Genomic DNA, 22,314 nt, shown 5'->3' with positions numbered 1-22,314 from the left:
GTGGGGGTGGGCGCGGGCGAAGTGAGAGCAGCGAGGGCGCGGGTGGCTGAGGTGCCGAGGGCCCAGCGGGAGGCGAGGGTTGCGATGTGCGAGCGGGATGCGGGGGAGAGGGGGCGCAGGGTGGCGTCGATGGGGCCGAGGTCGAGGGTGCGTACGACGCTGACCACGCGGGGGGCAACGTCGAGGTAGTCGCTGGCGGCGACGAGCTTCGCACGAAGCGATGCCGAGAGAGACGGGCCAGAGGAGTCACCGCCAGCACCAGAGGCAGCGGCGCGCAGCCCCTCCAGCGAGCCGTACTGCCCGAGCAGCGTGGCAGCCGTCTTCTCACCGATGCCGGCCACCCCGGGCAGCCCGTCGGAGGCATCGCCGCGGAGCACAGCGAAGTCGACGTACTGGCGGGCATCCACCCCGTATTTGCTGCGAAGCACGCTGCCGGTCACGAGTTCGAGCCGGCTCATGCCGCGGGCCGTGTAGATCACGCGAACGTTGGCGTCGTCGTCGACCAGTTGAAAGAGGTCACGATCGCCCGTGACGATGTCGACGGCGGTGGTGGCACCCGTGGCGGGTGAGCCGCCAGACGCGAGCGTGCCGATCACATCGTCTGCTTCGTGGTCGGCCGCGCCGACGATGGCGATGTCGAAGGTCTCGAGAACCTCACGAATGACAGGCAACTGCAGCGTCAGGTTCTCGGGCACCACCTCGATGTCGACCCCGCCGGGCACCTCCTCAGCCACCCGGTGCGCTTTGTAGCTCGGTATGAGGTCGACGCGCCAGCGAGGACGCCACGCGTCATCCCAGCACGCGACCAGCGCGTCGGGCTCGAACTCGGTGACGAGCCGCGCGATCATGTCGAGCAGGCCGCGCACCGCATTCACAGGCGTTCCATCGGGGGCGTGAACGCTTTCGGGTACGCCGTAGAACGCGCGAAAGTACAACGATGCTGTGTCGAGGAGCATGAGCCGCTTCGCCATGCCTACGATCATCGCACGCCGTCGACCTCTGGCACCGGATGCCCGCCGCCACCTCAGCGCGCATCACACTGCGCATCGGAGACTCCGGGAGCCGGGCATCCGGGTCACGCGGCACATTCGTGCGCCGCGCCAGCCCCCGCGTCATCCCGCACGACAGGGTATTCTTGGATGACAGGGCCGCCGCTACCGCAGAGCCGTGACCGAGTGGCTTCTGCCGAGCTGACAGGAAAGGTGACCGGATGCCCCGCAAACGTATTGCCATCACCGTCGCCATGACAGCGAGCGCGGCTCTGGCCGTCGTTGCAGCCGTTTCGGTCTCGAGCGGTTGGGGCGCCGCGGTGCGGCCGGGCGGAGCGGGGCTGTCGTCGATTTCTGCCTCGTCGACCACTGCATCGTCGACCAGTGCATCGTCGACCACTGCATCGTCGAGCTCTGCCTCGTCGAGCTCTGCCTCGTCGAGTTCTGTGTTCGCGTCAGCGAGCGCGTCGGCCGACGCATCGGCCGGGCCCCCGTCTCTGCCGGTGCCGGTTCCGGGCCCGCCGGCCATGGTGGCGGCAGCCGTCTCGGGCGATGCGCCCCAAGTACCTTTCTCCTCTGGCGCCGAGAGCGTTCCGGTCAGCGCGTTCGGAATCGCGCCAAGGAGTGTGCCCGGGAGCGGCGCCGTCGTGGTCGCCATCGGCGACTCGATCATGGACGGCCACGGGCTCGACGGCGGCGAGTCGTGGCCTGATCTCGTCTCACCGACACAGAGCTGGACTCTCACCAACCTGTCGACCGATGGCTCCGGCTTTCTGATGGCGGGTGCGGAGGGGAACACCTTCCAAGCGCAGGCCGATGTGGCCGAATCGCTGAACCCCGACGTGGTGATCGTCTCGTCGAGCAGCAATGACCTCGGGCTCGACAGCAGCGATCTCGCCGCGGCCACCCGCTCCACCTTCACCAGCCTGAGGGCTGCGCTGCCCACTACGCGCATCATCGCCCTGAGCGCGTTCTGGGGCGATACCGAGGTGCCGGCAGAGCTGCAGCAGATCGACGAGGGTGTGCGGTCGGCCGCCCTGGCCGTCGGTGGCACCTACGTCGACATCGGGCAACCCCTCGCAGACCAGCCCGGGCTGATGCAAGACGATGACGTGCACCCCACGGCCGGTGGCGAGCACGAACTGGCCGACACGATCGGGCCGCTGGTGCGCAACGCACTTTCGTCACCCTGACCCAATTAGATTAATCCGCAGGTGCGGAATTAGAATCTGTTTCATGTCGCATATTCGGATCCGTGATGCAGCGCAGTACTTGGGTGTCAGCGACGACACGGTACGACGATGGGTCGACGCCGGTGTTCTCGAGAGTCTGAAAGATGACTCGGGTCGCACCGTTGTCGATGGCCTTGCACTGGCCCAGTTGGCCCGCAAGAACGCCATCCTGCCCGATGACACGTCGCTGGTCGGGCGGTCTGCCCGCAATCGTTTCGTGGGTCTCGTCACCGAGATCATCAGCGACAAAGTCATGGCGCAGGTCGAGATGCAGTGCGGCCCCCACCGGGTGGTCTCACTCATGTCGAGCGAAGCCGTGCGCGAACTCGGGCTCGAACTCGGTTCGGTTGCCGTCGCCGTGGTGAAAGCCACGACGGTCATCGTCGAAACCCCTCCAGTAAAGGCCTGAAGCCATGACGCTACCTGTTCGAAGTTTCGCCGCACTGTTCATGGCTGCCGCCGTGATCATGGGTGCTGCTGCCTGTTCCAGCTCGTCGAACGGCAGCAGCGCGTCGGTCGGTAACGCCCCTTCCAGCTCGGCCACCACCGCACCGGGCGGCACTATCATCGTGTTCGCCGCCGCTTCTCTCAAAGCGACCTTCACGAAGCTCGGAACAGAGTTTCAGGCCGCGAACCCCGGTACGACCGTGACCTTCAGCTTCGCGGGCTCGTCTGACCTCGTGACCCAGATCACGGGTGGCGCGCCGGCCGATGTGTTCGCATCGGCCGACACGAAGAACATGACCAAGCTCACCGATGCCAAGCTCATCAGTGGCACCCCGGTGAACTTTGCCACCAACGTGCTCGAGATCGCTGTGCCGCCGGGAAACCCCGCCGGGGTGAAGACGTTCGCCGATCTCGGCAAGAGCAGCATCAAGACCGTCATCTGTGCGGTGGCGGTGCCCTGCGGTGCCGCAACAGCCACCATCGAGACGGCCACCGGCGTCACTATTCCCGCCGTGAGCCAAGAGTCGTCGGTCACCGACGTGCTCGGCAAGGTCAGCTCGGGTGAAGCCGACGCTGGCCTCGTCTACGTCACCGATGTGAAGGGTGCCGGCACAAGCGTCACCGGCGTTCCTTTCGCCGAGTCGAGCACGGCCGTGAACACCTACCCGATCGGCGCACTCGCGTCGACGAAGAGCAGCGCACTTTCACAGGCGTTCATCGCGTTCGTGACCGGCAGCACCGGCCAGGGCGTGCTGTCAGACGCAGGGTTCGGAAAGCCGTAACCTGCCCCTTATGAAAGCCTCCAGCGGGTACGCGGGCGTTCCCCGATGGGTTCTCGCCATCGCCATCATCGGCGCACTGTTCGTGGTGCTGCCGCTGGTGGCGATGGTCGTTCGTGTGAACTGGGGTCAGTTAATCCCGTTGATCACCTCGAAGGAGTCGACGGATGCCCTGCTGCTGAGCCTGCGCACCTCCGGTGCCGCCACTCTGCTCTGCATCATCGTGGGTGTTCCGATGGCGCTGGTTCTGGCGCGAACGCGGTTTCCGGGCCAGCGCATCGTTCGTTCGCTCGTACTGCTGCCGCTGGTGCTTCCCCCGGTGGTGGGAGGCATCGCGCTGCTCTACACGTTCGGGCGCCAGGGGTTGCTCAAGGCGCCGATGGATTTTCTGGGCATCCAGATCGCCTTCTCGACCACCGCCGTGATTCTGGCGCAGACCTTCGTGGCGCTGCCCTTTCTGGTGCTGAGCCTGGAGGGGGCGCTGCGAACGGTGGGCACGCGATATGAAGCCATCGGGGCCACGCTCGGAGCCGGCCCCACAACCGTTCTGCGCCGTATCACCCTGCCACTGGTGCTGCCCGCGCTCGTCTCGGGGGCTGTGTTGTCGTTCGCCAGGGCGCTGGGCGAATTCGGTGCCACTCTTACCTTCGCGGGCAGCCTGCAGGGTGTCACGCGTACGCTGCCGCTCGAGATCTACCTGCAGCGGGAGAGCGACCCCGATGCGGCTGTCGCGCTCGCGCTCGTGCTGGTCGCTGTGGCCATTCTGGTGGTGGGACTGGCGCACCAGGCGAGCCTCGGCAACGCCGGGGGCAGGCAGAGGCTCTTGTGACCTTCACTTTCGACGCCCGTGTGGCGAGGCGTGACTTCGACGTGTCGTTCACCCTTGAGGAGGGCGAGACGGTTGCTGTGCTCGGGCCGAATGGGGCGGGAAAATCGACCCTGCTGAACCTCATCTCGGGGCTGCTGGCGGCCGACGATGGGCACGCCGAACTCGAGGGCGCAAGCCTGTTCGATACGCGGGCTGGCACGCAACACGGCTCGAAACCGCCGCACCAGCGCGCGGTCGCGCTGCTCGCGCAGGAGGCGCTGCTGTTTCCGCACCTGAGCGTGCTGAACAATGTCGCCTTCGGGCCGCGAAGTGCAGGCGCCCGTCGTCAGGCATCGCACGCTGCAGCCCGCCGGTGGCTCGCCGAGGTCGACGGCAGCGAGTTCGAGAACCGCAGGCCAGCGCAGCTCTCTGGTGGCCAGGCGCAACGCATTGCCGTGGCCCGGGCACTCGCCGCCGAGCCGCGGCTGCTGCTGCTCGACGAGCCGATGGCGGCCCTCGACATGGCGGTCACGCCGGCCATTCGCCGCATGTTGAAGCGGGTGCTCGCGGGGCGTACCGCGCTGATCGTGACCCACGATATTCTCGACGCCTACACGCTGGCCGACCGGGTGCTCGTCATCGAGCGAGGCCGAGTCGTCGAAGACGGCCCCACCCGGGAGGTGCTCGAGCGGCCCCGTACGGCGTTTGCTGCGGGCATCGCGGGGCTGAGCATCCTGAGCGGTGTGCGCACCCCGACCGGCCTCCGCACCGACGACGGTATCGAGCTGGCGGTGTCGACCGGCGCCGCGGCGGCGAACGCGACCGAGTGGCCGGCTCCGGATGCTGGCACCGCCGTCATCGTGGCCGTTCGCCCCTCTGCGGTGACGGTGTCGAACCGCCCGCCCGCCGCAGCCGTCAACGCCATCGAGGGTGTCATCACCGACCTCGAGCAGCGCGGCGACCTCGTGCGGGTGCGCACCGATCGCCTCGCGGCAGACCTCACTGCTCGCCGCGTGGCCGAACTCGACCTCACCGACGGCTCGCGCGCCTGGTTCAGCTTCGATCCCGGGGCGGCCGCACTCTACCCGGCCACGCGGCCCCGAGCCCGCTAACCGCCCCGCGCCCGCTCGCCGCCTACCTCTCGGTCGCGCCGTCGCCCTGCCCGAGGTGCAGCGTGCCCTTCACCCGCTCGATGCCCTCTGACAGCAGCGCCTCAGCCGAATCCTTCGCCACCTCGAGCAGGTACGGGTCACCCTTCAGCAGTGCCAGAGCGGTGTTCTTCGCGAACTCCGCCGTGATGTGCGCGGGCAGTGGCGGAACGTTCTTGCTGCAGTACGCATCGATCAGCGTGACGCCGCGGTGGGCGAAGGCCCGGTCGAGCGCCGCCTCGACCTCGTCGTCGGCCCGCACCCTGACCGCTTCGAAGCCCAGCAGCTCGGCCCAGCCCGCGTAGTCGACCGATTCGACGTCTTGCGCCGTGCGCCACACCGGGTTGCCGTCTTCGGTGCGCATCTCCCACGACACCTGCCCGAGGTCGTCGTTGTGCACGACCACGATGACCAGCTGCGGGTTGCTCCACCGGCTGAGGTACTTCTTCACCGTGATGAGTTCGTTCATTCCGAGCATCTGAAACGCTCCGTCGCCTATCGTGCACACCACTGTGCGGTCGGGGTACGCGAACTTCGCCGCGACCGCGTAGGGCATGGCCGCGAGCATCGTGGCGAGCCGGCCCGACATGTCGCCGAGCATCCCGTCGCGCAGCCGAATGTGGTGCCCGTACCAGTCGGCCGTCGTACCGGCATCGGCCGTCACGATGGCCCGAGGAGGCAGCCGCTTGTTGAGCTCGTGGATGACCCGCCGCGGGTTCACGCCGTCGGAGTACTCGAGCGCCGCCTGCGCCGCCATCTCTTTCTCCCACGACACCATTTCGTCGGCGATACCGTTCTGCCATGACAGATCGGTCTTCGCATCGAGGTGCGGGATCAGTGCTTCGAGCGTGGCCTTGACGTCTCCCCACACGTTCAGCTCGGTGGGGTAGCGCAGCCCCATCTGCTCGGGCTTCAGGTCGACCTGCACGGCCCGCGCCTGGCCGCTCTCGGGCAGAAACTGCCCGTACGGGTAGTTGGTGCCGAGCAGCACCAGCGTGTCGCAGTGTTTCATCTGCTTGAGGCTCGGAAGTGAGCCGAGCAGGCCGAGCTGCTGGGTGTGATGTGGAACATCAGAGGGCACAACCTGCTTGCCGCGAAGCGCAGTGATGATGCCGGCACCCGCGAGCCGCGCGGCTTCGAGCACCTCGGCGGTCGCACCGGTGGCGCCGTGCCCCACGAGGAACGTCACCTTCTGGCCGGCGTTGATGATGCCCGCCATTTTCACTATCTCGCTCTCGGGCGGTGTGATGGCCGTGGATGCTCCCACCGCGCTCGAACGCGACACCCAGTTCGCCGGGCTCGGCTCGACCATCTTCATCGCCTGCACGTCGTGCGGAATCACGATGACCGCCGGCCCGAGCCGCAGCCGCGCGGTGCGGAAGGCGGTGTCGACGACGGCCTGAGCCTGTTCGGGCGACACGATGGTCTGTACGTACACGGCGACGTCGGCGAATACGCGCTCGAGGTTCGACTCCTGCATGGTGAACGTGCCGAGCGCGTTCAGGCCCTGCTGGCCGACGATGGCGACCACCGGCTGGTTGTCCATTTGCGCGTCGTACAGGCCGTTCAGCAGATGGAACGCGCCGGGGCTCGAGGTTGCGATGCACACGCCGGTCTCGCCGGTGAACTTGGCATGCGCCGTGGCCATCAGGCCGCAGATCTCCTCGTGCGTCGGGCGGATGTACTCGAGCCCGGTGCCCTCCTTCTCTGCCTTGCCGAGCGCGCCGTCGAACGCGCCTGCGCCGTCACCGGGAAACCCGAAGACCCGCGTGACCCCCCACTCTTTGACGCGCTGAATGACGAAGTCGCTGACGGTAGCCATGGGCAGAACCTTTCGTGGGGGCGGTTCTTCGACCGTATTCCCGGGCGCCGCGGCGCAGAAAGGGATTGACAGCCCGCGCGGGCTGGCCGTGTCAGGCGTCGGGCGCCGCGCCGAGCTTCGCTGCCAGGTACTCCAGCGCCAGAACGTAGCCGAGCGGCCCCGCGCCGCAGATCACCACGTCAGCCACCGCCGACACGAACGAGTGGTGGCGAAACTCTTCACGCTTGTGGATGTTACTGAGGTGCACTTCGGCCACGGGCAGTTGTACGGCGCTGAGCGCGTCGGCGATGGCCACCGAGGTGTGTGAGTAGGCGGCGGGGTTCAGGATGATCGCGTGCGCGCTCGTGCGGGCATCCTGAATCAGATCGACGAGTTCGCCCTCGTGGTTGCTCTGCGCGAAGGTCACCGTCACACCGAGCTCAGCAGCCCTGGCCGTGACCAGTTGCTCGACGTCGGCGAGCGACTGGCTGCCGTAGATGCCGGGTTCGCGGAGCCCCAGGAGGTTCAGGTTCGGTCCGTTGATGACACTGACCGTGATGTTCGGGGCCGGCGTCGGGGGTGGTGGGGTCATCGGGCGGTTCTCTCTGCTGGCGGCCGGGGTGCTTACACCGTACCGTTCTGGCAGAATCGCTGCCCGCATTGGGAATGAACGGCCGATTCGCAGCATTGGTAGGAGAGATGTCTACTCACCCTTCCCCGCACACACTCACCGATCGCCGCGGATGGATCGCGGTGCTCTCGGTGGCCCTCGGCTCGTTCGTACTCGTGCTTTCAGAATTCTTGCCCATCGGGTTGCTGCCCGCGATCGCAGCCGACCTGAACATCAGCGTGGGTACCGCCGGTCTCGTCGTTGTCGCGACGGGTCTCACGGGGGCGATCGGGGCACCCCTCGTGACCGTCGTCACCTCGCGGGTCGACCGACGCATCGTGCTGGTCTCGCTCACCGCTCTTCTCGTGATCTCCGACGTGCTCGGTGCCTTCGCCGCGAATCTGCCCACGCTGATTCTCGCGCGCATGCTGCTCGGCCTTGCCATTGGCGGGTTCTGGTCGATCGGCGCCGGAATCGCCAGCCGTCTGGTGCGTGAGAGCAGCGTGATTCGTGCCACCTCGTTCATCACCGCCGGGGTCTCGCTCGCCACCGTGGTGAGCCTGCCGCTCGGCGCCTTCGTCTCCGCAGTCGCCACCTGGCGCACGGCCTTTTTCATTGGCGCAGCGCTCGGCGCCGTCGCACTGCTGCTGCAGATCGCTCTGCTGCCGCGCATTCCTGCCATTCAGCGTGTGCGGTTCGCGACCCTCGGCCAGCTGCTGTTGATTCCGCGCGCGCGCATCGGGCTGATCGCCACCGCGCTCGCGTTCATGGCCCAGTTCGCCGCGTACACGTACGTTGCCCCCTACCTGCAAGACCTGGTGCAGATCAACCCGACCACGATCACCATCGCACTGCTGGCGTTCGGCGTCGCCGGTATCGCGGGCAACTTCATCGCCGGGTTCACGCTCAGCCGCAGTGTCACCGGCACCCTCGCGGTGACGAAGGTGGTACTTGCCATCGCCGTCGTCTCGCTCCCGCTGCTGGCGTGGTCGCTGCCGGGTGTGTTCGCGCTGCTGGTGCTCTGGGGGCTCGTGTGGGGAGCTCTGCCTCTGGGGCTGCAGACGTGGATGTCGCAGGCCGCCCCCGGGGCATCCGATGGCAGTCTCGCGCTGTTCGTCACGACCATTCAGCTCGCCATCGCGACCGGCTCGATCGTCGGGGGGCTCGGTGTGAGTGCGTTCGGAGTGGCCTTCGTCTTCTACCTCGCGGGCGGCATCGCGCTCGCCGGGCTCCTGGTGTTGCTCTCGCTCGGTCGCCAGCGCCGCGCTGTCGCTGTCGTGACCGGTTCGGTGCCTGTCGCAAGTTGACCCACCGCCGCCACACCGTGAACACTCACGCAACACTGGGCCTACGTCGGGTCTTTTTTCAGGCGGGAGCGTTAATCTGAAATGGTGAGCGCAGCACTGACGGGTTCTATGACCGACCGAACAGAGCCCCACGCTGTCTACGCTCCGACCCCGTGGAGCGACGGCGTGTGGTTCATGGCGCACGACGGCCGGTGCCTTGGCTGGGTGCGCTGGTACCGCGACGGCGAGCACGAATTCTTCGGCGTCTACTCGTACGGCTGCGACCAGCAGGGTCTGAGAGTGTGGTTGTCGTCGCACGAGAGCCTCGCAGGCGCCGCCGCATGGATGGGCGCCAACGTCGGGCAGTTGCTTGAGCGTTCTCGGCGGCTCGGCCCCGACCCGGTGAACCCGCTGGGCCTGCACGAACGCCGCCGCTAGCTCGGCCACACCTGTCGGCACTGCCGGGTCTGCCATGCCTCTATGAACAGCTGTCAGGCCTCTCTGAACAGTCAGAGTTCGGTCAGATGATCCATCGGGTTGACGCGCTTGCGTCGCAACTCGCGCTGGCCGGGAGGGGCATCGCCCACATACAACCAGCCGAGCAGGTTCTCGTTCGGCCGCAGTTCGTGCATCTGCCGCACTGGCTCCGAACGGGTCTGCTGACCCGTTCGCCACATCACACCCCAGCCCGCTTCGTCGAGCAGCAGTGAGAGTGCGTGGGCGACTCCGGATGCGACGGCCTCCTGCTCCCAGTACGGTACCTTCGCGCTCGGCTGGTGAACGACCACCAGTGCGATGAGCAGGGGAGCGCGGTGCATCTTCGCCACCAGCTTCTCGCGGTTCGCACCGGGCCCCTCGGCGTCGGCCAGAGCATGCCCCAGCCGATCGCGAGCGGCCCCGCGAAGCTCGATGAGGCGCCACGGCCGCAGCGAGCTGTGGTCGGCTACCGTGCCGGCGGCCTCGACCAACGCAAACAGATCGCGGTGCGAGGGGGCAGAGGCCCCCACCTTCGACACCGAACGACGGTGCAGCAGAGAGTCGAGTGCCGACACGGTGCAGCCTGCCTAGGCTTCTTCGTCGAACGAGAGCGAAACCGAGTTCATGCAGAAACGGTCACCGGTCGGCGTCTGAGGTGCGTCGTCGAACAGGTGCCCGAGGTGCGAGCCACAGTTCGAGCAGCGAACCTCGGTGCGAACCATGCCGAGGCTCTTGTCTTCGATCAGTTCGACCGAGTCGGAGTCTTTCGGCGCGTAGAAGCTCGGCCACCCGCAGTGCGAGTCGAACTTGGTGTCGCTGCGAAAGAGTTCTTGCCCGCACGCCTTACAGCGGTAGACGCCTTCGCGCTTCTCGTCGAGCAGCTCGCCCGTCCACGGGCGCTCGGTGGCAGCCTGGCGCAGAACGGCGAACTCTTCGCGGTTCAGCTTGCGCTTCCACTCTTCGTCTGACTTGGCAACTTCGTAGCTCATGGTCTCCTCTTTCCACGCGCGCCGACGGTCTCGATCGGCTGAGGGCGCGTTCCATCATCACAGTAAACTCGAACCCGTGTCTGACCATTCCATCATTCAGAAAACGTTCAGTGAGTTCACGACCAGCGAACTCTACGCCGCGCTGAAACTGCGTACCGATGTGTTCCTCGTCGAGCAGGGTGTCGATGAGACCGAGCTGGATGGCCGTGACCTCGAGCCCGGCACCGTTCACTTCTGGCTGGCCGACGGCGCCGAAACCGTCGCGTACCTCCGTACTCTCGAAGACGAAGTGCCTGAGCACCTCGATGCGAAGAGAATCATCGGTCGCGTGGTGGTGGGGCCGGCGTTCCGGGGCAACGGGCTCGCCCAGCGCCTGGTGGCCTCCGTCATCGAGCGCTTCGGCCACGAGGCGCTCTTGCTGCACGCGCAGAGTTACATTGCCCCGCTGTACGAGAAGTTCGGTTTCGAGGCGTTCGGTGACGAGTATGTCGAGGCGGGCATCCGGCACCTGAGCATGTATCGCGCCGGGGCGTAGAGCGACTGGCGAAGCGGCTCTGGGTGCTCGCACGCGTGGCTTGCACCCTCTGCCAAGGTGCCGAGCCCTAGAATTGGCGAAACTTGGCGCTGCAGAGGGCGGCCGGGTGTCGACGAGCGAGACCACGAGTAGATGAGGGGTGGCAAGCGCATGACTGAACCCGCAGCAACCCCTGCACTCACGGCAGAGCCCGGCACTCTCGCTGAGCGCGACCGCCGCATTCTCGAATTCGAACGCATCTGGTGGCAGCACGTGGGCAAGAAAGAGCAGGCCATTCGCGAAGAATTCGGCCTCTCTGCTGCTCGGTACTACCAGATCGTCGGTACCCTGCTCGAATCGCCCGCAGCGCTCGCATTCGACCCCATGCTCATCAAGCGGCTCCAACGAGTACGAGACACGCGGCTGGCAGCCCGGTCTGCACGTCTTCTTTCCCGCGACGAATAAAGATCGGCCCACGCCCTCACCATGCCTACCGAACCGCAGGATTCCTTTGACCGTGCCGTCTTCGACGGCCCCCGCCGCGGCGTTCATCGTGGACCGAAGCCACGCGGCCGCGGCTGGGTGACCTTCGCGTGGGCTGCGCTCGCGACCGGCGTGCTGGTCGGCCTCGGGGTCGTGGGGCTCTTCGCCATCAACAACAAGATCAACTTCGTGGGTACGAGCGGTGGCGATTCGTCGGCCGTCGCGAGCGACGCCGTCACCCCGACGCCCACCGTCGAGCCCACCACGAACGCGGCTGCGAAGGTGACCATTCTGAACGGAACCACCGTTGCCGGGCTCGCGACGCGGGCCGGAACACAGGCCACGACGGCCGGCTGGGCCGTCGGTGCCGAGGCCAACGCCAGTACGACAGACATCACGGCGTCGACCGTCTACTACGCCGACGCGGGCAATGAAGGAGCCGCCAAGGGCCTGGCGGCGGCGCTCGGCGGCATTGCTGTGCAGCAATCGACACAGTTTCAGGGGGCCGACCTCACAGCGGTACTGGGTACCGATTACAAAGACCCCGGAAAGTGAAGAAACACCTCTTGTATTTCGGGATTGTTTAATCCTTGTTGAATTGTCGTCACGAGTCCCCACATTGACTGCCTGCACCGTTTTACTAGGGAAACGGATCATTTCACTCGAAATGGTGGCACGTAACACAGCAATTGGGAGTAACAATGGCGAACGGAACCGTCAAGTGGTTCAACGCTGAAAAAGGCTACGGCTTTATCACGGTAGAGGGTGGCGGGCAAGACGTCTTCGTTCACTACTCCGCCATCGACATGGGTGGCTACAAGGTTCTCGAAGAGGGCCAGCAGGTCATCTTCGAAGTGGGAACAGGCTCTAAGGGCCCCCAGGCGGAGTCAGTTCGCCTGGCCCAGTAGCCAATACCGGTCTCGTCCCCGGGCGTTCACTTGCACTCGCACCCTACGAGTGCCAGTATTGGTCTTAGCACTCTCGCTATTTGAGTGCTAAACCTTTATGAATCTTTCATGACGCCCGGGAGGGACGAGAAACACACATGGCAAAGATTATTGCTTTCGACGAAGAGGCCAGACGCGGCCTCGAGCGTGGACTCAACATTTTGGCTGACGCCGTCAAGGTGACGCTCGGCCCGCGCGGTCGCAACGTCGTACTTGAGAAGAAGTGGGGTGCGCCCACCATCACGAACGATGGTGTGTCCATCGCCAAAGAGATCGAACTCGACGACCCGTACGAGAAAATCGGTGCGGAGCTCGTCAAAGAGGTCGCCAAGAAGACTGACGACGTCGCAGGCGACGGAACGACGACCGCTACGGTTCTCGCCCAGGCCCTGGTTCGCGAAGGCCTGCGCAACGTCGCAGCCGGTGCCGACCCGATCAGCCTGAAGAAGGGCATCGAGAAGGCTGTTGCAGCCGTCATCGCCGAGCTCGTCAACAACGCCAAAGAGATCGAGACCAAAGAAGAGATCGCGGCTACCGCATCGATCTCCGCTGGTGACCCCGAGATCGGCGCGCTGATTGCAGAAGCAATCGACAAGGTCGGTAAAGAGGGTGTCGTCACCGTCGAGGAGTCGAACACGTTCGGCACCGAGCTCGAGCTGACCGAGGGCATGAGATTCGACAAGGGTTACCTGTCGCAGTACTTCGTCACCGACCCCGACCGTCAAGAGGCCGTCTTCGAAGACCCCTACATCCTGATCGTCAACTCGAAGGTGTCGCAGATCAAAGATCTGCTCCCCATCGTCGACAAGGTCATCCAGGCCAACAAGCAGCTGCTCATCATTGCTGAAGACGTCGATGGCGAAGCACTCGCCACGCTCGTCGTCAACAAGATCCGCGGCATCTTCAAGTCGGTTGCCGTCAAGGCTCCCGGCTTCGGCGACCGTCGCAAGGCGCAGCTGCAAGACATTGCCATCCTCACCGGTGGCCAGGTCATCTCCGAAGAGGTCGGCCTCAAGCTCGAGAACGTCACGCTCGACCTCCTGGGCCGTGCGCGCAAGGTCGTCATCACCAAAGATGAGACCACCATCGTCGAAGGTGCCGGCGACGCCGAGCTCATCGCCGGTCGCGTGCAGCAGATCCGCAACGAGATCGAGAACACCGACAGCGACTACGACCGTGAGAAGCTGCAAGAGCGTCTCGCGAAGCTCGCTGGTGGCGTCGCCGTCATCAAGGCCGGTGCCGCAACCGAGGTCGAGCTCAAAGAGCGCAAGCACCGCATCGAAGATGCCGTGCGCAACGCCAAGGCAGCCGTCGAAGAGGGCATCGTCGCCGGTGGTGGCGTAGCGCTCATTCAGGCTGGCAAGACCGCTTTCGAGAAGCTCGAGCTCACGGGTGACGAGGCGACCGGTGCAAACATCGTTCGCGTCGCCATCGACGCTCCGCTCAAGCAGATCGCTGTCAACGCGGGCCTCGAGCCCGGTGTTGTCGCCGAGAAGGTGCGCAACCTGCCCGTCGGATGGGGCCTCAACGCCGCAACCGGCGAGTACGTCGACATGCTGGCTGCCGGAATCAACGACCCGGTGAAGGTGACGCGCTCTGCCCTGCAGAACGCCGCATCCATCGCCGGTCTGTTCCTCACCACCGAGGTCGTCGTCGCCGACAAGCCGGAGCGCAACTCTGCTCCCGTGGGCGACCCGTCAGGCGGAATGGACTTCTAAGTCCTCCACCCCTCACCACCACAAGCGGGCTGTCTCCTTCGGGAGGCGGCCCGCTTTGGCGTTCCCGCCCCGATTCGGCTCGTCGGAGCGGTGGCACTCACGAATCGGCGGCCCTTGCTCAGACTTCCGCTGTATTCGCCGCGGTTCGAACGAGGGCCGCCGATTGCGTTGTCTCCGGCGTACGCAGCGCAGCGAGCAGGCACAGCAGGCGCAGCAGCGCAGCGCAGCAGGCGGCCACAGCGAGCAGGTGAGGAAGCAAGCCAGTCCGCAGGCGCTGGCGGGGGAGTGGGTCAGGCCGCGGGGGAGGGTGCTAGCGGAGCCAGGGGGAGGGTGACGCGGAAGGTGGCGCCGCCGCCAGCGGTCTCGACGGCCTCGACGGTGCCGTTGTGCGCGGCGATGATCGACGCGACGATGGCGAGACCGAGCCCGCTGCCGCCCGTTTCGCGCGTGCGCGATGAGTCGGCGCGCCAGAAGCGCTGAAAGATCTTCTCGCGAATCTGCGGCGGAATACCTTCGCCGTGGTCGATGATGTCGAGTACGGCGGTGTGCGCTGCATCGTCGACCTGAACCGACACCTCGATGGGGCTGTCGGCCGCGGTGAAACGCAGTGCGTTGCCGATGAGGTTGGCCACCACCTGCCGAATCTTGTTCTCGTCGGCCATCACGATGGGCGCGACGCCTTCGCGGTCGTCGGAGTCGAATGACGACAGCCCCACCTCGGTGGGGGTGATGCCAACCGCTGCGTCGGCGTCGCCGCGCGGTCTGCGGCCCCGCAGGCGGGCAAGCGTCGCCCCGGCGAACCCGATGGGGCCGGTGAGGTTGTTGGTGACCTGGGCGCGCTCTTCGGCGGCCGCTGCGATCTCGTCGGGGTGCAGTCCGCCCGTGACCGCGTCGGCAGCGGGGGCGAAGCTGACGAGCTGCGAGGAGCGGGGAAGGATGATCGAGACCACTCGTTCGGGGCTGGATGCCCGGGCATCCAGTGCCGCATCGACAGCAATGGGCACCAGATCGATGCGCGAGAAGTTCAGCGGCTTCGTCTCGTCGAGGCGCGCCAGTTCGAGCAGGTCTTCGACGAGTGCGCCCATGCGAATTGCTTCGCGCTCGATGCGATCCATGGCCTTTGCCACCTCGTCGGGCGTGGTCAGAGCGCCCATGCGGTAGAGCTCGGCGTAGCCGCGCACCGAGACGAGCGGGGTGCGCAGCTCGTGACTGGCGTCACCGACGAAACGGCGCATCTGTTCGATGGTCTTCGCGCGGTCGTTGAAGGCGCTGTCGATGCGGCTCAGCATGGTGTTGAGCGAGCGGTTCAGCCGCCCGACTTCGGTGTTGGGGGTGGCCCCAGACATGCGCTGGCTGAAGTCGCCGTTCGCAATCTCGGCGGCGGTCTTCTCGACCGCCCGAAGCGGAGTGAAGGTACTGGTCACCAGCAGGCGCGTGAGCATGGCGCCGAGCACCACCACGCCGATGCCGAACGCCAGGAAGATGGAGAGGTACGTGGTGGTCACGCTGTCGGTACGCGCAAGAGACGCTGCGATGACGATGGTGCCCTGGGTACCGTCTTGAAAGTTGATGGTGCGTACGACCGCGTGCCACTCCGACTTGGTGCCGGTCGCCGCAAGCGAGTAGATGGGCTTGGCGGCCATCTCGTCGGTCGAGGGAGTGAGGGGGAGGCCGGTCACCTCGGGCTCCTGGCTGGCGGTCTGCGTGCCCCAGTTGCTGGCAGCGAGCGAGCCGTCGGGGCCGAGGAGGCCCACGTAGTACTCTTTCGGCGCCGATTCGACGTCGTCGATCTTGAAGGTCTGCGAGGTGGCGCCTGGCCCGAGGAAGGGCGACAGGTCAGTGTACGCAGCGCTCAGCCCCGAGTCGACCTGCTGCAGCAGGTACGACCGCAGCACGGTCATGGTACCGATACCGGTGACGATGAGGCCGAAGGTCAGCAGCAGAACCGTCACACCGGTGATCTTGGTGCGAAGGGAGATCGAGTTCCAGAATGTGGAGGGGGTTACGGCCATCATCGGTCGTGCAAGGCTACTAGACCTTGCTGACTTTCAGCATGTAACCGAAACCGCGCTTGGTCTGGATGAGCGACTCTTCGGAGTACTGGTCGAGCTTCCTGCGCAGGTACGAGATGTACGACTCGACGATACCGGCGTCGCCGTTGAAGTCGTACTCCCAGACGTGATCGAGGATCTGCGCCTTCGAGAGTACGCGGTTCGGGTTCAGCATGAGATAGCGCAGCAGCTTGAACTCGGTGGGGCTGAGCTCGATGGCGGTGTCGGCCACGAACACCTCGTGGGTGTCTTGATCCATCGTGAGCTCGCCGGCACGGATGATGGCGTCTTCATCGGCCTGCATGGTGCGGCGGAGAATGGCCTTGATTCGCGCGACGATCTCGTCGAGGCTGAACGGCTTGGTGACGTAGTCGTCGCCGCCCACGGTGAGGCCGGTGATCTTGTCTTCGGTGTCGTCTTTGGCCGTCAGAAACAGAATGGGCGCTGTGTAGCCGGCGGCGCGCAGCCGCTTGGTGACGCCGAAGCCATTCATGTCGGGCAGCATCACGTCGAGAATGATGAGGTCTGGTTCTTCTTCGAGCACGGCAGAGATGGTCTGCGCGCCATTGCTCACCGCTCGCACGGCGAACCCCGCGAAGCGCAGGCTGGTCGTGAGCAGGTCGCGGATGTTCGGCTCGTCGTCGACGATGAGAATGCGGGGTCCGGTCATGACTCCATTATCTGCGGGTTTACTGAACGCTTGCTGGGAGCCTGATCAACTCGGGTTGTGCGGGGTCAGCTGGCGAGGGAGAGGGCCTGGGCATCCAGAATCGTGTAGCTGTAGCCCTGCTCGGCGAGAAAGCGCTGGCGGTTCTGGGCGAAATCCTGGTCGACGGTGTCGCGGGCGACGAGCGTGTAGAAGTTCGCCGACAACCCCGACTCTTTGGGGCGCAGCAGCCGACCGAGGCGCTGGGCCTCCTCTTGCCGCGAGCCGAATGACCCCGAGACCTGAATGGCCACGGTTGCTTCGGGCAGATCGACCGAGAAGTTCGCCACCTTGCTCACCACGAGAATGGGCTCGTCGCCGTCTCTGAACGCCTGGTAGAGGCGCTCGCGCTCGGCGATGGGTGTCGAGCCGGTCAGCTCGGGCACGCCGAGTTCGCCGGCCAGCAGGTCGAGCTGGTCGAGGTACTGCCCGATGACGAGGATGCGCTCGCCCGCGTGTTTCGCCACCAGCTGCTTCACCACGTCGAGTTTCGCCGGGGCCGTGGCAGCCAGCCGGTACCGTTCGTCGTCGCTCGCGGCGGCGTAGACCAGCCGCTCGCTCTGCGGCAGGTCGATGCGCACCTCGAAGCAGTCGGCGGGCGAGATGTAGCCCTGCGCCTCGATCTCCTTCCAGGGTGCGTCGAAACGCTTCGGGCCGATGAGGCTGAAGACGTCGCCCTCCCGCCCGTCTTCCCGAACGAGGGTTGCCGTCAGCCCGAGTCGGCGCCGGGCCTGCAGCTCGGCGGTGAGCTTGAACACGGGTGCCGGCAGCAGGTGCACCTCGTCGTAGACGACGAGGCCCCAGTCGAGGGCGTCCAGAAGCTCGAGGTGGGCGTAGGCACCTTTACGTTTGGCGGTGAGGATCTGGTACGTGGCGATCGTGACCGGTTTGACCTCTTTCACCTGCCCCGAGTACTCGCCGATCTCGTCTTCGGTCAACGAGGTGCGCTTCAGCAGCTCGCTTCGCCACTGGCGCGCCGACACCGTGTTCGTCACGAGGATGAGCGTGTTGGTCTTGGCCGTCGCCATGGCGCCCGCGCCCACCAGCGTCTTGCCGGCGCCGCACGGCAGCACCACGACGCCCGAGCCGCGCTCGAAGAAGTTGTCGATGGCCTGCTGCTGGTAGTCGCGCAGGTGCCAGCCGCTCTCGTTCAGGCTGATCTCGTGCGGAGTGCCCGGGGTGTAGCCCGCGTGATCTTCGGCGGGCCAGCCGAGTTTGGTCAGCTCTTGCTTCAGCTGGCCGCGAGCCCAGGGCTCGATGACGTACGTCTCGGCGTCGATACGCGACGGCAGCAGCGGCGCGATGCGCTTGCCCTTCACGATCTCGGCGAGCACCGCCGTGTCGGTGGCGCGCAGTGTGAGGGTGCCGTCGGGCAGCCGCTCGATGACGAGGCGGCCGTAGCGTGCCACCGTCTCGGCGATGTCGATGGTGACCGACTGCGGAATGGCGAACTTCGAGAACCGCTCGAGGGTGCCGAGAATCTCCTCGGCGGTGTGCCCGGCGGCCCGCGCGTTCCAGAGCCCCAGCCGGGTGATGCGGTAGGTGTGGATGTGCTCAGGTGCTCGCTCGAGTTCGGCGAACACGGCGAGCTCGTGGCGCGCCGTGCCGGCATCGGGATGCGCGACCTCGAGCAGTACGGTGCGGTCACTCTGAACGATCAATGGTCCGTCAGGCATAAGTCTCAAGCTTACGCGGCGAAAACTGGATGCTGGCCGGTCTGGTGGTGGTTGCGAGTGTCTGCGACGGGGCGCTGACGGTTCGGTCTACGAGACCGGGCTGACCGTCTGCACCTGTGTGATGCTCGCCAGTGGCAGGGTGCGCTCGACGCCGGCCTTCTGGTCGGTTCCGCGCATGCGCCCGCTCGCCACACTGGTGGGCACGACGGGAAAACTGACCTCGTCGCCGTTGGGCAGTCGCACGGTGACCAGCACGGGCGTTTTGGCCTTCACCGCGACATCGAGCTGGCGCACCAGCCACGCCTCGGCGGTGTCGACACCGGGGCTGACACCACTGCCGCGCAGCCGGTTGATGAGTTCGTCGACGAGACGGTTCGAGGGCAGCGCAGTGGGCACAACGACGGGGATTCGCGCGAGGGTCACGGGGTCACCGTGGCTGCCTTCGGCAATCACGGGGTAACGAGCGTCGACGAGCATCCAGTAGACCGTGTCGAGACTGAAATGACTGGTGAGACGGTTGTTCTCGGTGAAGACCAGCCCCAGCGAGCCAAGGTTCTGGTCGACGGCGATGGTATGTAGAAGCTCACCGTCGTCTGAGCGCACATAGGTGCCCGCGGCTGGTGCGTCGTCGAGAGTGCCCACGCGCAGCAGCCCATAGCGAGCGCTCGACTCCGAGATGAGGTAGTCGAGCGGCTGCGGGATACCGGTGCTCGATATGCTGCCGAGAAAGCTCCGGATGCCCGCCGCCGTGTACCCCGCACCCAGGGCTCGGGCGATGGAGCCCCCCGAGATGCGGTACGACGACGCAATGGAATGGTTCTCCAGCTGCGCCATCGCTCGAAGGGTGGAATCGATGTCGGGCCGCAACGGGCCGGCCGCCACCACGGTGAGGTCGTGCTGCAGGTACACCGTTTCGACTTCGGGCGGGAGCAGAGGTGCGATGAGGGCGACTGCGGCATGCACGCTCTCGCAGAGCAATGCCGTGCCGGCGCTGCTCGCAACGCCGTCGATGGCGATGCCGAGCCGTTCAGAATCGTCGCCGAGCTCAGCAATCTGCGCGTCGAGCGCAGCGCCGCCGGCCGGGTAGAGCCAGCGCAGGTAGGCGGCGAGGCTTTCGCCCCACACCGCGTCGATGCGAGTTCGGAGAACGGCGACGATCGACTCGGGCAGTTCGGCGAGCCATGAGCCGGCCAGCGCACCCCAGCGCTCTGCCATCGGGGTGAGCAGCCAGGCGCGTGAGCCGGCGGAGGCGAACCATGACGACCCGTCGCGAACGGCGAGGCCTGCGGTCGCGGCAACGCGCAGTACGGCGTTCATCTGGTCGGGCTCGAACCCGGTGACCGCAGCGAGGCGCTTCGCATCGGGCACGGCGAGGCCGCCCTTGGCCAATTCGCGTGCGGGGGAGAGGTGCAGTGCGTTGACGACCTCCGTGACGGCGACGGTGGTCTCGAAGGCGCGTTCGGCCGACAGCTGGTCGGTGTTCGACCGGGTGTGTGTGCTGGGCGGAGCTGCCGCTCTGGGCGCCTCGACAGAGCCGAGCTCTGCGGGGGAGGGCAGCGAGGAGCCCGGCCACGACTCGAGAACGGCAGCCACGGCGTCGTACGGCTTCAGCACGCCGTCGATGTCGATGAGCAGCATGGCAGCGAACGCTCGAAGCAGTTCGGGCGAGGCCGAGGAGCGGGGGGTGGTGCCGGCCGCGATCGCGGCCAGAGTGGGGCGATCGAGGCGGGAGAGGGCATCCTGAACCGACTCGGGCGTCAGCAGTGCGTCGGCGAGGTCGAAGAAGTCGCGGAGGTCTCGCTTCGAGAGGTGACGGCCGGTGAGCAGCGTGATGAGGGCGGCATCGCTCTCAGACTGCAACCGACTGGCCAGAGCGAGCGTGTCACTCATGTTGAGTTACGAGCCTCGCGAGAGCGACGAACCAGGTTGACGATCAACAAGGCGATGAGAAAGGCGATGGCCAGCGGGAAGCCGAAGATCGGCAGCACCACCACAATGGGCCACACCCCGACGCCGAAGTTGCGCACACCGACCCCCGTGCCGATGATCACCGCGATGAAGCAGAGGATAGAGAGGCCGGCAGCGCTCGCGACCATATAAGCCAAAATGCGCTGGCTCCTCTTAATTGCAGGAGTATTTGTCTCGGTCACGCACCTAACAATACGGCCACGTCGGCAAGCTAATAGGCTTACCTGTGGTCGGAGCGCAATATTCCGGCAAAACACACGAGGAGATTCACAATGCCTACCGGCAAGGTTAAGTTCTACGACGACGAGAAGGGCTTCGGCTTCATCAGCTCAGATGACGGCCAGGAGGTCTTTCTGCACGCGTCGGCGCTGCCCGCTGGGGCCAGCGTCAAAGCCGGCACCAAACTCGAGTTCGGTATCGCCGACGGCAAGCGCGGGGTGCAGGCGCTCTCGGTTCGGGTGCTCGAAGCCCCGCCGAGCATGGTGAAGCTGAGCCGCAAGCCGGCCGACGACATGGCCGTCATCATCGAAGACCTCGTGAAGGTGCTCGATGGCATCGGCACGAACCTGAAGCGGGGCCGCTACCCCGAAGCCAGCCACAGCCGCAAGATCGCTGCGCTGCTGCGCAAGGTCGCCGACGAACTGGATGCGTAGAGTTGGCTGACAACGAGCTGGTCGCCGACGCGGTCGCATCCGACGGCGATCGCGCCGGCGTCGACGCCGGTGCGGGCTCAGGAGCGAGCCTCGAGACCGTCGATGAAGTCGAGACCGTCTCTGGAGTCGAGACCATCGATGAAGTCGAGACCGTCTCTGAAGTCGAGACCGTCTATGAAGCAGACCCACAGCTGCTCGCCGCGGTCGAACAGGCTCGGGCCGCTCTCGCCGAGATAACCCCGGCCGACTCCATCGGCGAGGTGATCGGGCACCTCGTCGAAGGTGAGCGAGTTCTGAGCCTGCTGTTCGAGTCGAAACTCGCGGGCTACCCCGACTGGCACTGGGTGGCGACTCTTGCCCGCGCGAGCGACACTGACGAGCCCACGGTTCTCGAGGTCGAGATGCAGCCCGGTGACACGTCGATTCTGTCGCCGGCGTGGATTCCGTGGGCCGATCGCCTCACCTCTGACGCTCTGGTCGACGACTCCGAGAACGAGTTCGACGACGATGACGACAGCGACGACGACAGCGACGACGTCAGTGATGACGACTCGGGCCAGGCGCGGGATGGGTTCGCTGACGACGAGTCTGACGATAACGAGTCCGATGACGATGACGATGACGATGACGATGACGATGACGACGACGATGATGATGAGGACGACGAAACTGCGGTCGCTGCCAGCATCGGCCTCCGTCGTGACCGCGACGGCATCGACATCGACACCATCGCCGAAGAGGGTCTCGACATCGACGGGCTCGACGCCGGCGAACTCGACTCTGGCCGGCTCATCTCCACTGATGACGATGCCGACGAGCTGAGCGAAGCGCACCTCGCTTCGGGCGGAAACGCGGAGTTCGGCGACGAGTTCGGCGATGCGCCGTTCGACGATGACTCCGAGGCTGACCGCTCGTACTGAGCCTCACCCCAGCACCAACGACGAAGCGCCCGCCACTCAGCTCGAGTGACGGGCGCTTCGTCGTTTCACCGCGGTGCTGCAGAGTGCATCGCAGCACCACACAGCACGACGG

General features: G+C 65.9%; 25 protein-coding genes. 15 read left to right on the top strand and 10 right to left on the bottom strand.

Annotated features, from left to right (window positions below; all coding sequences use genetic code 11):
* Positions 1-971, bottom strand: a 971-nt coding sequence (locus D4765_RS15615; protein ID WP_136643249.1) for a 5'-3' exonuclease, incomplete at its 3' end; no start/stop codon positions are given.
* A gap of 38 nt (positions 972-1,009) precedes the next feature.
* Here D4765_RS15615 and D4765_RS19275 point away from each other — a divergent pair.
* The 6 genes from D4765_RS19275 to D4765_RS15590 are packed head-to-tail and all read left to right on the top strand — an operon-like array spanning position 1,010 to position 5,367.
* The gene (locus D4765_RS19275; protein WP_161580467.1) at positions 1,010-1,171 is read left to right on the top strand and encodes a hypothetical protein; all 162 of its coding nucleotides are present in this window, start codon (positions 1,010-1,012) and stop codon (positions 1,169-1,171) included.
* Between the two features lie 39 nt (positions 1,172-1,210).
* Positions 1,211-2,182, top strand: coding sequence for an SGNH/GDSL hydrolase family protein (locus D4765_RS15610; protein WP_136643248.1), 972 nt, complete (start codon positions 1,211-1,213; stop codon positions 2,180-2,182).
* 43 nt (positions 2,183-2,225) lie between these two features.
* A complete protein-coding gene (locus D4765_RS15605) occupies positions 2,226-2,630 on the top strand; it encodes a TOBE domain-containing protein (RefSeq protein ID WP_136643247.1) in 405 nt (134 codons plus the stop codon).
* A 4-nt stretch (positions 2,631-2,634) separates the two neighbouring features.
* On the top strand, positions 2,635-3,450 hold the full coding sequence (modA, locus tag D4765_RS15600; protein ID WP_136643246.1) for a molybdate ABC transporter substrate-binding protein: 816 nt from the start codon (positions 2,635-2,637) through the stop codon (positions 3,448-3,450).
* A gap of 10 nt (positions 3,451-3,460) precedes the next feature.
* Positions 3,461-4,276, top strand: a complete 816-nt coding sequence (locus tag D4765_RS15595; protein ID WP_136643245.1) for an ABC transporter permease — start codon at positions 3,461-3,463, stop codon at positions 4,274-4,276.
* A complete protein-coding gene (locus D4765_RS15590) occupies positions 4,273-5,367 on the top strand; it encodes a sulfate/molybdate ABC transporter ATP-binding protein (protein ID WP_136643244.1) in 1,095 nt (364 codons plus the stop codon). The genes D4765_RS15595 and D4765_RS15590 overlap by 4 nt, the downstream gene beginning before the upstream one ends.
* Before the next feature lie 22 nt (positions 5,368-5,389).
* Here D4765_RS15590 and D4765_RS15585 read toward each other — a convergent pair whose 3' ends face one another.
* Together D4765_RS15585 and aroQ are read right to left on the bottom strand one after the other, a co-directional pair.
* Complete coding sequence (locus tag D4765_RS15585; RefSeq protein ID WP_136643243.1) at positions 5,390-7,225, bottom strand: thiamine pyrophosphate-dependent enzyme; 1,836 nt, start codon at positions 7,223-7,225, stop codon at positions 5,390-5,392.
* 91 nt (positions 7,226-7,316) lie between these two features.
* A complete protein-coding gene (aroQ, locus tag D4765_RS15580; RefSeq protein ID WP_136643242.1) occupies positions 7,317-7,796 on the bottom strand; it encodes a type II 3-dehydroquinate dehydratase in 480 nt (159 codons plus the stop codon).
* 107 nt (positions 7,797-7,903) lie between these two features.
* Here aroQ and D4765_RS15575 point away from each other — a divergent pair, with 107 nt between their 5' ends.
* Together D4765_RS15575 and D4765_RS15570 are read left to right on the top strand one after the other, a co-directional pair.
* Positions 7,904-9,121, top strand: a complete 1,218-nt coding sequence (locus tag D4765_RS15575) for an MFS transporter (RefSeq protein WP_136643241.1) — start codon at positions 7,904-7,906, stop codon at positions 9,119-9,121.
* 108 nt (positions 9,122-9,229) lie between these two features.
* Positions 9,230-9,538, top strand: a complete 309-nt coding sequence (locus tag D4765_RS15570; protein WP_136643240.1) for a hypothetical protein — start codon at positions 9,230-9,232, stop codon at positions 9,536-9,538.
* A gap of 71 nt (positions 9,539-9,609) precedes the next feature.
* On the opposite strand, the gene D4765_RS15565 is transcribed toward D4765_RS15570, so the two are convergent.
* Together D4765_RS15565 and msrB are read right to left on the bottom strand one after the other, a co-directional pair.
* Positions 9,610-10,152, bottom strand: coding sequence for a nitroreductase family protein (locus tag D4765_RS15565; RefSeq protein WP_136643239.1), 543 nt, complete (start codon positions 10,150-10,152; stop codon positions 9,610-9,612).
* 12 nt (positions 10,153-10,164) lie between these two features.
* Positions 10,165-10,566 (bottom strand): peptide-methionine (R)-S-oxide reductase MsrB, encoded by a 402-nt coding sequence (msrB, locus tag D4765_RS15560; RefSeq protein WP_136643238.1) that lies wholly within the window; start codon positions 10,564-10,566, stop codon positions 10,165-10,167.
* 76 nt (positions 10,567-10,642) lie between these two features.
* On the opposite strand from msrB, the gene D4765_RS15555 reads away from it, so the two are divergent.
* The 5 genes from D4765_RS15555 (at position 10,643) to groL (ending at position 14,228) form a co-directional block, all read left to right on the top strand.
* The gene (locus D4765_RS15555) at positions 10,643-11,101 is read left to right on the top strand and encodes a GNAT family N-acetyltransferase (RefSeq protein ID WP_237280491.1); all 459 of its coding nucleotides are present in this window, start codon (positions 10,643-10,645) and stop codon (positions 11,099-11,101) included.
* A 150-nt stretch (positions 11,102-11,251) separates the two neighbouring features.
* Positions 11,252-11,545 (top strand): DUF3263 domain-containing protein, encoded by a 294-nt coding sequence (locus tag D4765_RS15550; RefSeq protein ID WP_136643237.1) that lies wholly within the window; start codon positions 11,252-11,254, stop codon positions 11,543-11,545.
* 21 nt (positions 11,546-11,566) lie between these two features.
* Positions 11,567-12,118: a LytR C-terminal domain-containing protein gene (locus tag D4765_RS15545; protein WP_136643236.1), complete on the top strand. Its 552-nt coding sequence runs from the start codon at positions 11,567-11,569 to the stop codon at positions 12,116-12,118.
* A 146-nt stretch (positions 12,119-12,264) separates the two neighbouring features.
* On the top strand, positions 12,265-12,471 hold the full coding sequence (locus tag D4765_RS15540) for a cold-shock protein (RefSeq protein ID WP_136643235.1): 207 nt from the start codon (positions 12,265-12,267) through the stop codon (positions 12,469-12,471).
* Positions 12,472-12,608: 137 nt separating this feature from the next.
* Positions 12,609-14,228, top strand: a complete 1,620-nt coding sequence (gene groL, locus D4765_RS15535; RefSeq protein ID WP_136643234.1) for a chaperonin GroEL — start codon at positions 12,609-12,611, stop codon at positions 14,226-14,228.
* Between the two features lie 290 nt (positions 14,229-14,518).
* Here groL and D4765_RS15530 read toward each other — a convergent pair whose 3' ends face one another.
* The 5 genes from D4765_RS15530 to D4765_RS15510 form a co-directional block, all read right to left on the bottom strand.
* Positions 14,519-16,243 (bottom strand): sensor histidine kinase, encoded by a 1,725-nt coding sequence (locus D4765_RS15530; protein WP_237280490.1) that lies wholly within the window; start codon positions 16,241-16,243, stop codon positions 14,519-14,521.
* A gap of 16 nt (positions 16,244-16,259) precedes the next feature.
* Positions 16,260-16,949, bottom strand: coding sequence for a response regulator transcription factor (locus tag D4765_RS15525; protein WP_136643233.1), 690 nt, complete (start codon positions 16,947-16,949; stop codon positions 16,260-16,262).
* A gap of 65 nt (positions 16,950-17,014) precedes the next feature.
* Positions 17,015-18,661 (bottom strand): DNA repair helicase XPB, encoded by a 1,647-nt coding sequence (locus D4765_RS15520; RefSeq protein ID WP_136643232.1) that lies wholly within the window; start codon positions 18,659-18,661, stop codon positions 17,015-17,017.
* Positions 18,662-18,748: 87 nt separating this feature from the next.
* On the bottom strand, positions 18,749-20,551 hold the full coding sequence (locus tag D4765_RS15515; protein ID WP_136643231.1) for a helicase-associated domain-containing protein: 1,803 nt from the start codon (positions 20,549-20,551) through the stop codon (positions 18,749-18,751).
* Positions 20,548-20,811, bottom strand: coding sequence for a multidrug ABC transporter ATPase (locus D4765_RS15510; RefSeq protein ID WP_136643230.1), 264 nt, complete (start codon positions 20,809-20,811; stop codon positions 20,548-20,550). Before D4765_RS15510 ends, D4765_RS15515 begins: the two co-directional genes overlap by 4 nt.
* A gap of 90 nt (positions 20,812-20,901) precedes the next feature.
* Between D4765_RS15510 and D4765_RS15505 the strand changes: the two genes are divergently transcribed.
* Positions 20,902-21,282, top strand: coding sequence for a cold-shock protein (locus tag D4765_RS15505; protein WP_136643229.1), 381 nt, complete (start codon positions 20,902-20,904; stop codon positions 21,280-21,282).
* A 2-nt stretch (positions 21,283-21,284) separates the two neighbouring features.
* On the top strand, positions 21,285-22,202 hold the full coding sequence (locus tag D4765_RS15500; RefSeq protein ID WP_136643228.1) for a DUF3027 domain-containing protein: 918 nt from the start codon (positions 21,285-21,287) through the stop codon (positions 22,200-22,202).
* Positions 22,203-22,314: the final 112 nt, after the last annotated feature.

The organism is Subtercola vilae (assembly GCF_004923255.1).
GTDB lineage: Bacteria > Actinomycetota > Actinomycetes > Actinomycetales > Microbacteriaceae > Subtercola > Subtercola vilae.
The sequence above is the reverse complement of the archived record's forward strand: the minus strand, read 5'-3'. Positions and strand labels throughout refer to the sequence as shown.

Bases quoted from the DNA above. Each gene is read 5' to 3' on its own strand.
- D4765_RS19275 (WP_161580467.1), top strand. From the start codon at position 1,010: ATGCCCGCCGCCACCTCAGCGCGCATCACACTGCGCATCGGAGACTCC.
- D4765_RS15540 (WP_136643235.1), top strand. From the start codon at position 12,265: ATGGCGAACGGAACCGTCAAGTGGTTCAACGCTGAAAAAGGCTACGGC.
- msrB (WP_136643238.1), bottom strand. From the start codon at position 10,566: ATGAGCTACGAAGTTGCCAAGTCAGACGAAGAGTGGAAGCGCAAGCTG.
- modA (WP_136643246.1), top strand. From the start codon at position 2,635: ATGACGCTACCTGTTCGAAGTTTCGCCGCACTGTTCATGGCTGCCGCC.
- D4765_RS15605 (WP_136643247.1), top strand. From the start codon at position 2,226: ATGTCGCATATTCGGATCCGTGATGCAGCGCAGTACTTGGGTGTCAGC.
- D4765_RS15595 (WP_136643245.1), top strand. From the start codon at position 3,461: ATGAAAGCCTCCAGCGGGTACGCGGGCGTTCCCCGATGGGTTCTCGCC.
- D4765_RS15515 (WP_136643231.1), bottom strand. From the start codon at position 20,551: ATGAGTGACACGCTCGCTCTGGCCAGTCGGTTGCAGTCTGAGAGCGAT.
- D4765_RS15550 (WP_136643237.1), top strand. From the start codon at position 11,252: ATGACTGAACCCGCAGCAACCCCTGCACTCACGGCAGAGCCCGGCACT.
- D4765_RS15520 (WP_136643232.1), bottom strand. From the start codon at position 18,661: ATGCCTGACGGACCATTGATCGTTCAGAGTGACCGCACCGTACTGCTC.
- D4765_RS15585 (WP_136643243.1), bottom strand. From the start codon at position 7,225: ATGGCTACCGTCAGCGACTTCGTCATTCAGCGCGTCAAAGAGTGGGGG.
- D4765_RS15525 (WP_136643233.1), bottom strand. From the start codon at position 16,949: ATGACCGGACCCCGCATTCTCATCGTCGACGACGAGCCGAACATCCGC.
- D4765_RS15530 (WP_237280490.1), bottom strand. From the start codon at position 16,243: ATGATGGCCGTAACCCCCTCCACATTCTGGAACTCGATCTCCCTTCGC.
- D4765_RS15575 (WP_136643241.1), top strand. From the start codon at position 7,904: ATGTCTACTCACCCTTCCCCGCACACACTCACCGATCGCCGCGGATGG.
- aroQ (WP_136643242.1), bottom strand. From the start codon at position 7,796: ATGACCCCACCACCCCCGACGCCGGCCCCGAACATCACGGTCAGTGTC.
- D4765_RS15610 (WP_136643248.1), top strand. From the start codon at position 1,211: ATGCCCCGCAAACGTATTGCCATCACCGTCGCCATGACAGCGAGCGCG.
- groL (WP_136643234.1), top strand. From the start codon at position 12,609: ATGGCAAAGATTATTGCTTTCGACGAAGAGGCCAGACGCGGCCTCGAG.
- D4765_RS15570 (WP_136643240.1), top strand. From the start codon at position 9,230: ATGACCGACCGAACAGAGCCCCACGCTGTCTACGCTCCGACCCCGTGG.
- D4765_RS15505 (WP_136643229.1), top strand. From the start codon at position 20,902: ATGCCTACCGGCAAGGTTAAGTTCTACGACGACGAGAAGGGCTTCGGC.
- D4765_RS15545 (WP_136643236.1), top strand. From the start codon at position 11,567: ATGCCTACCGAACCGCAGGATTCCTTTGACCGTGCCGTCTTCGACGGC.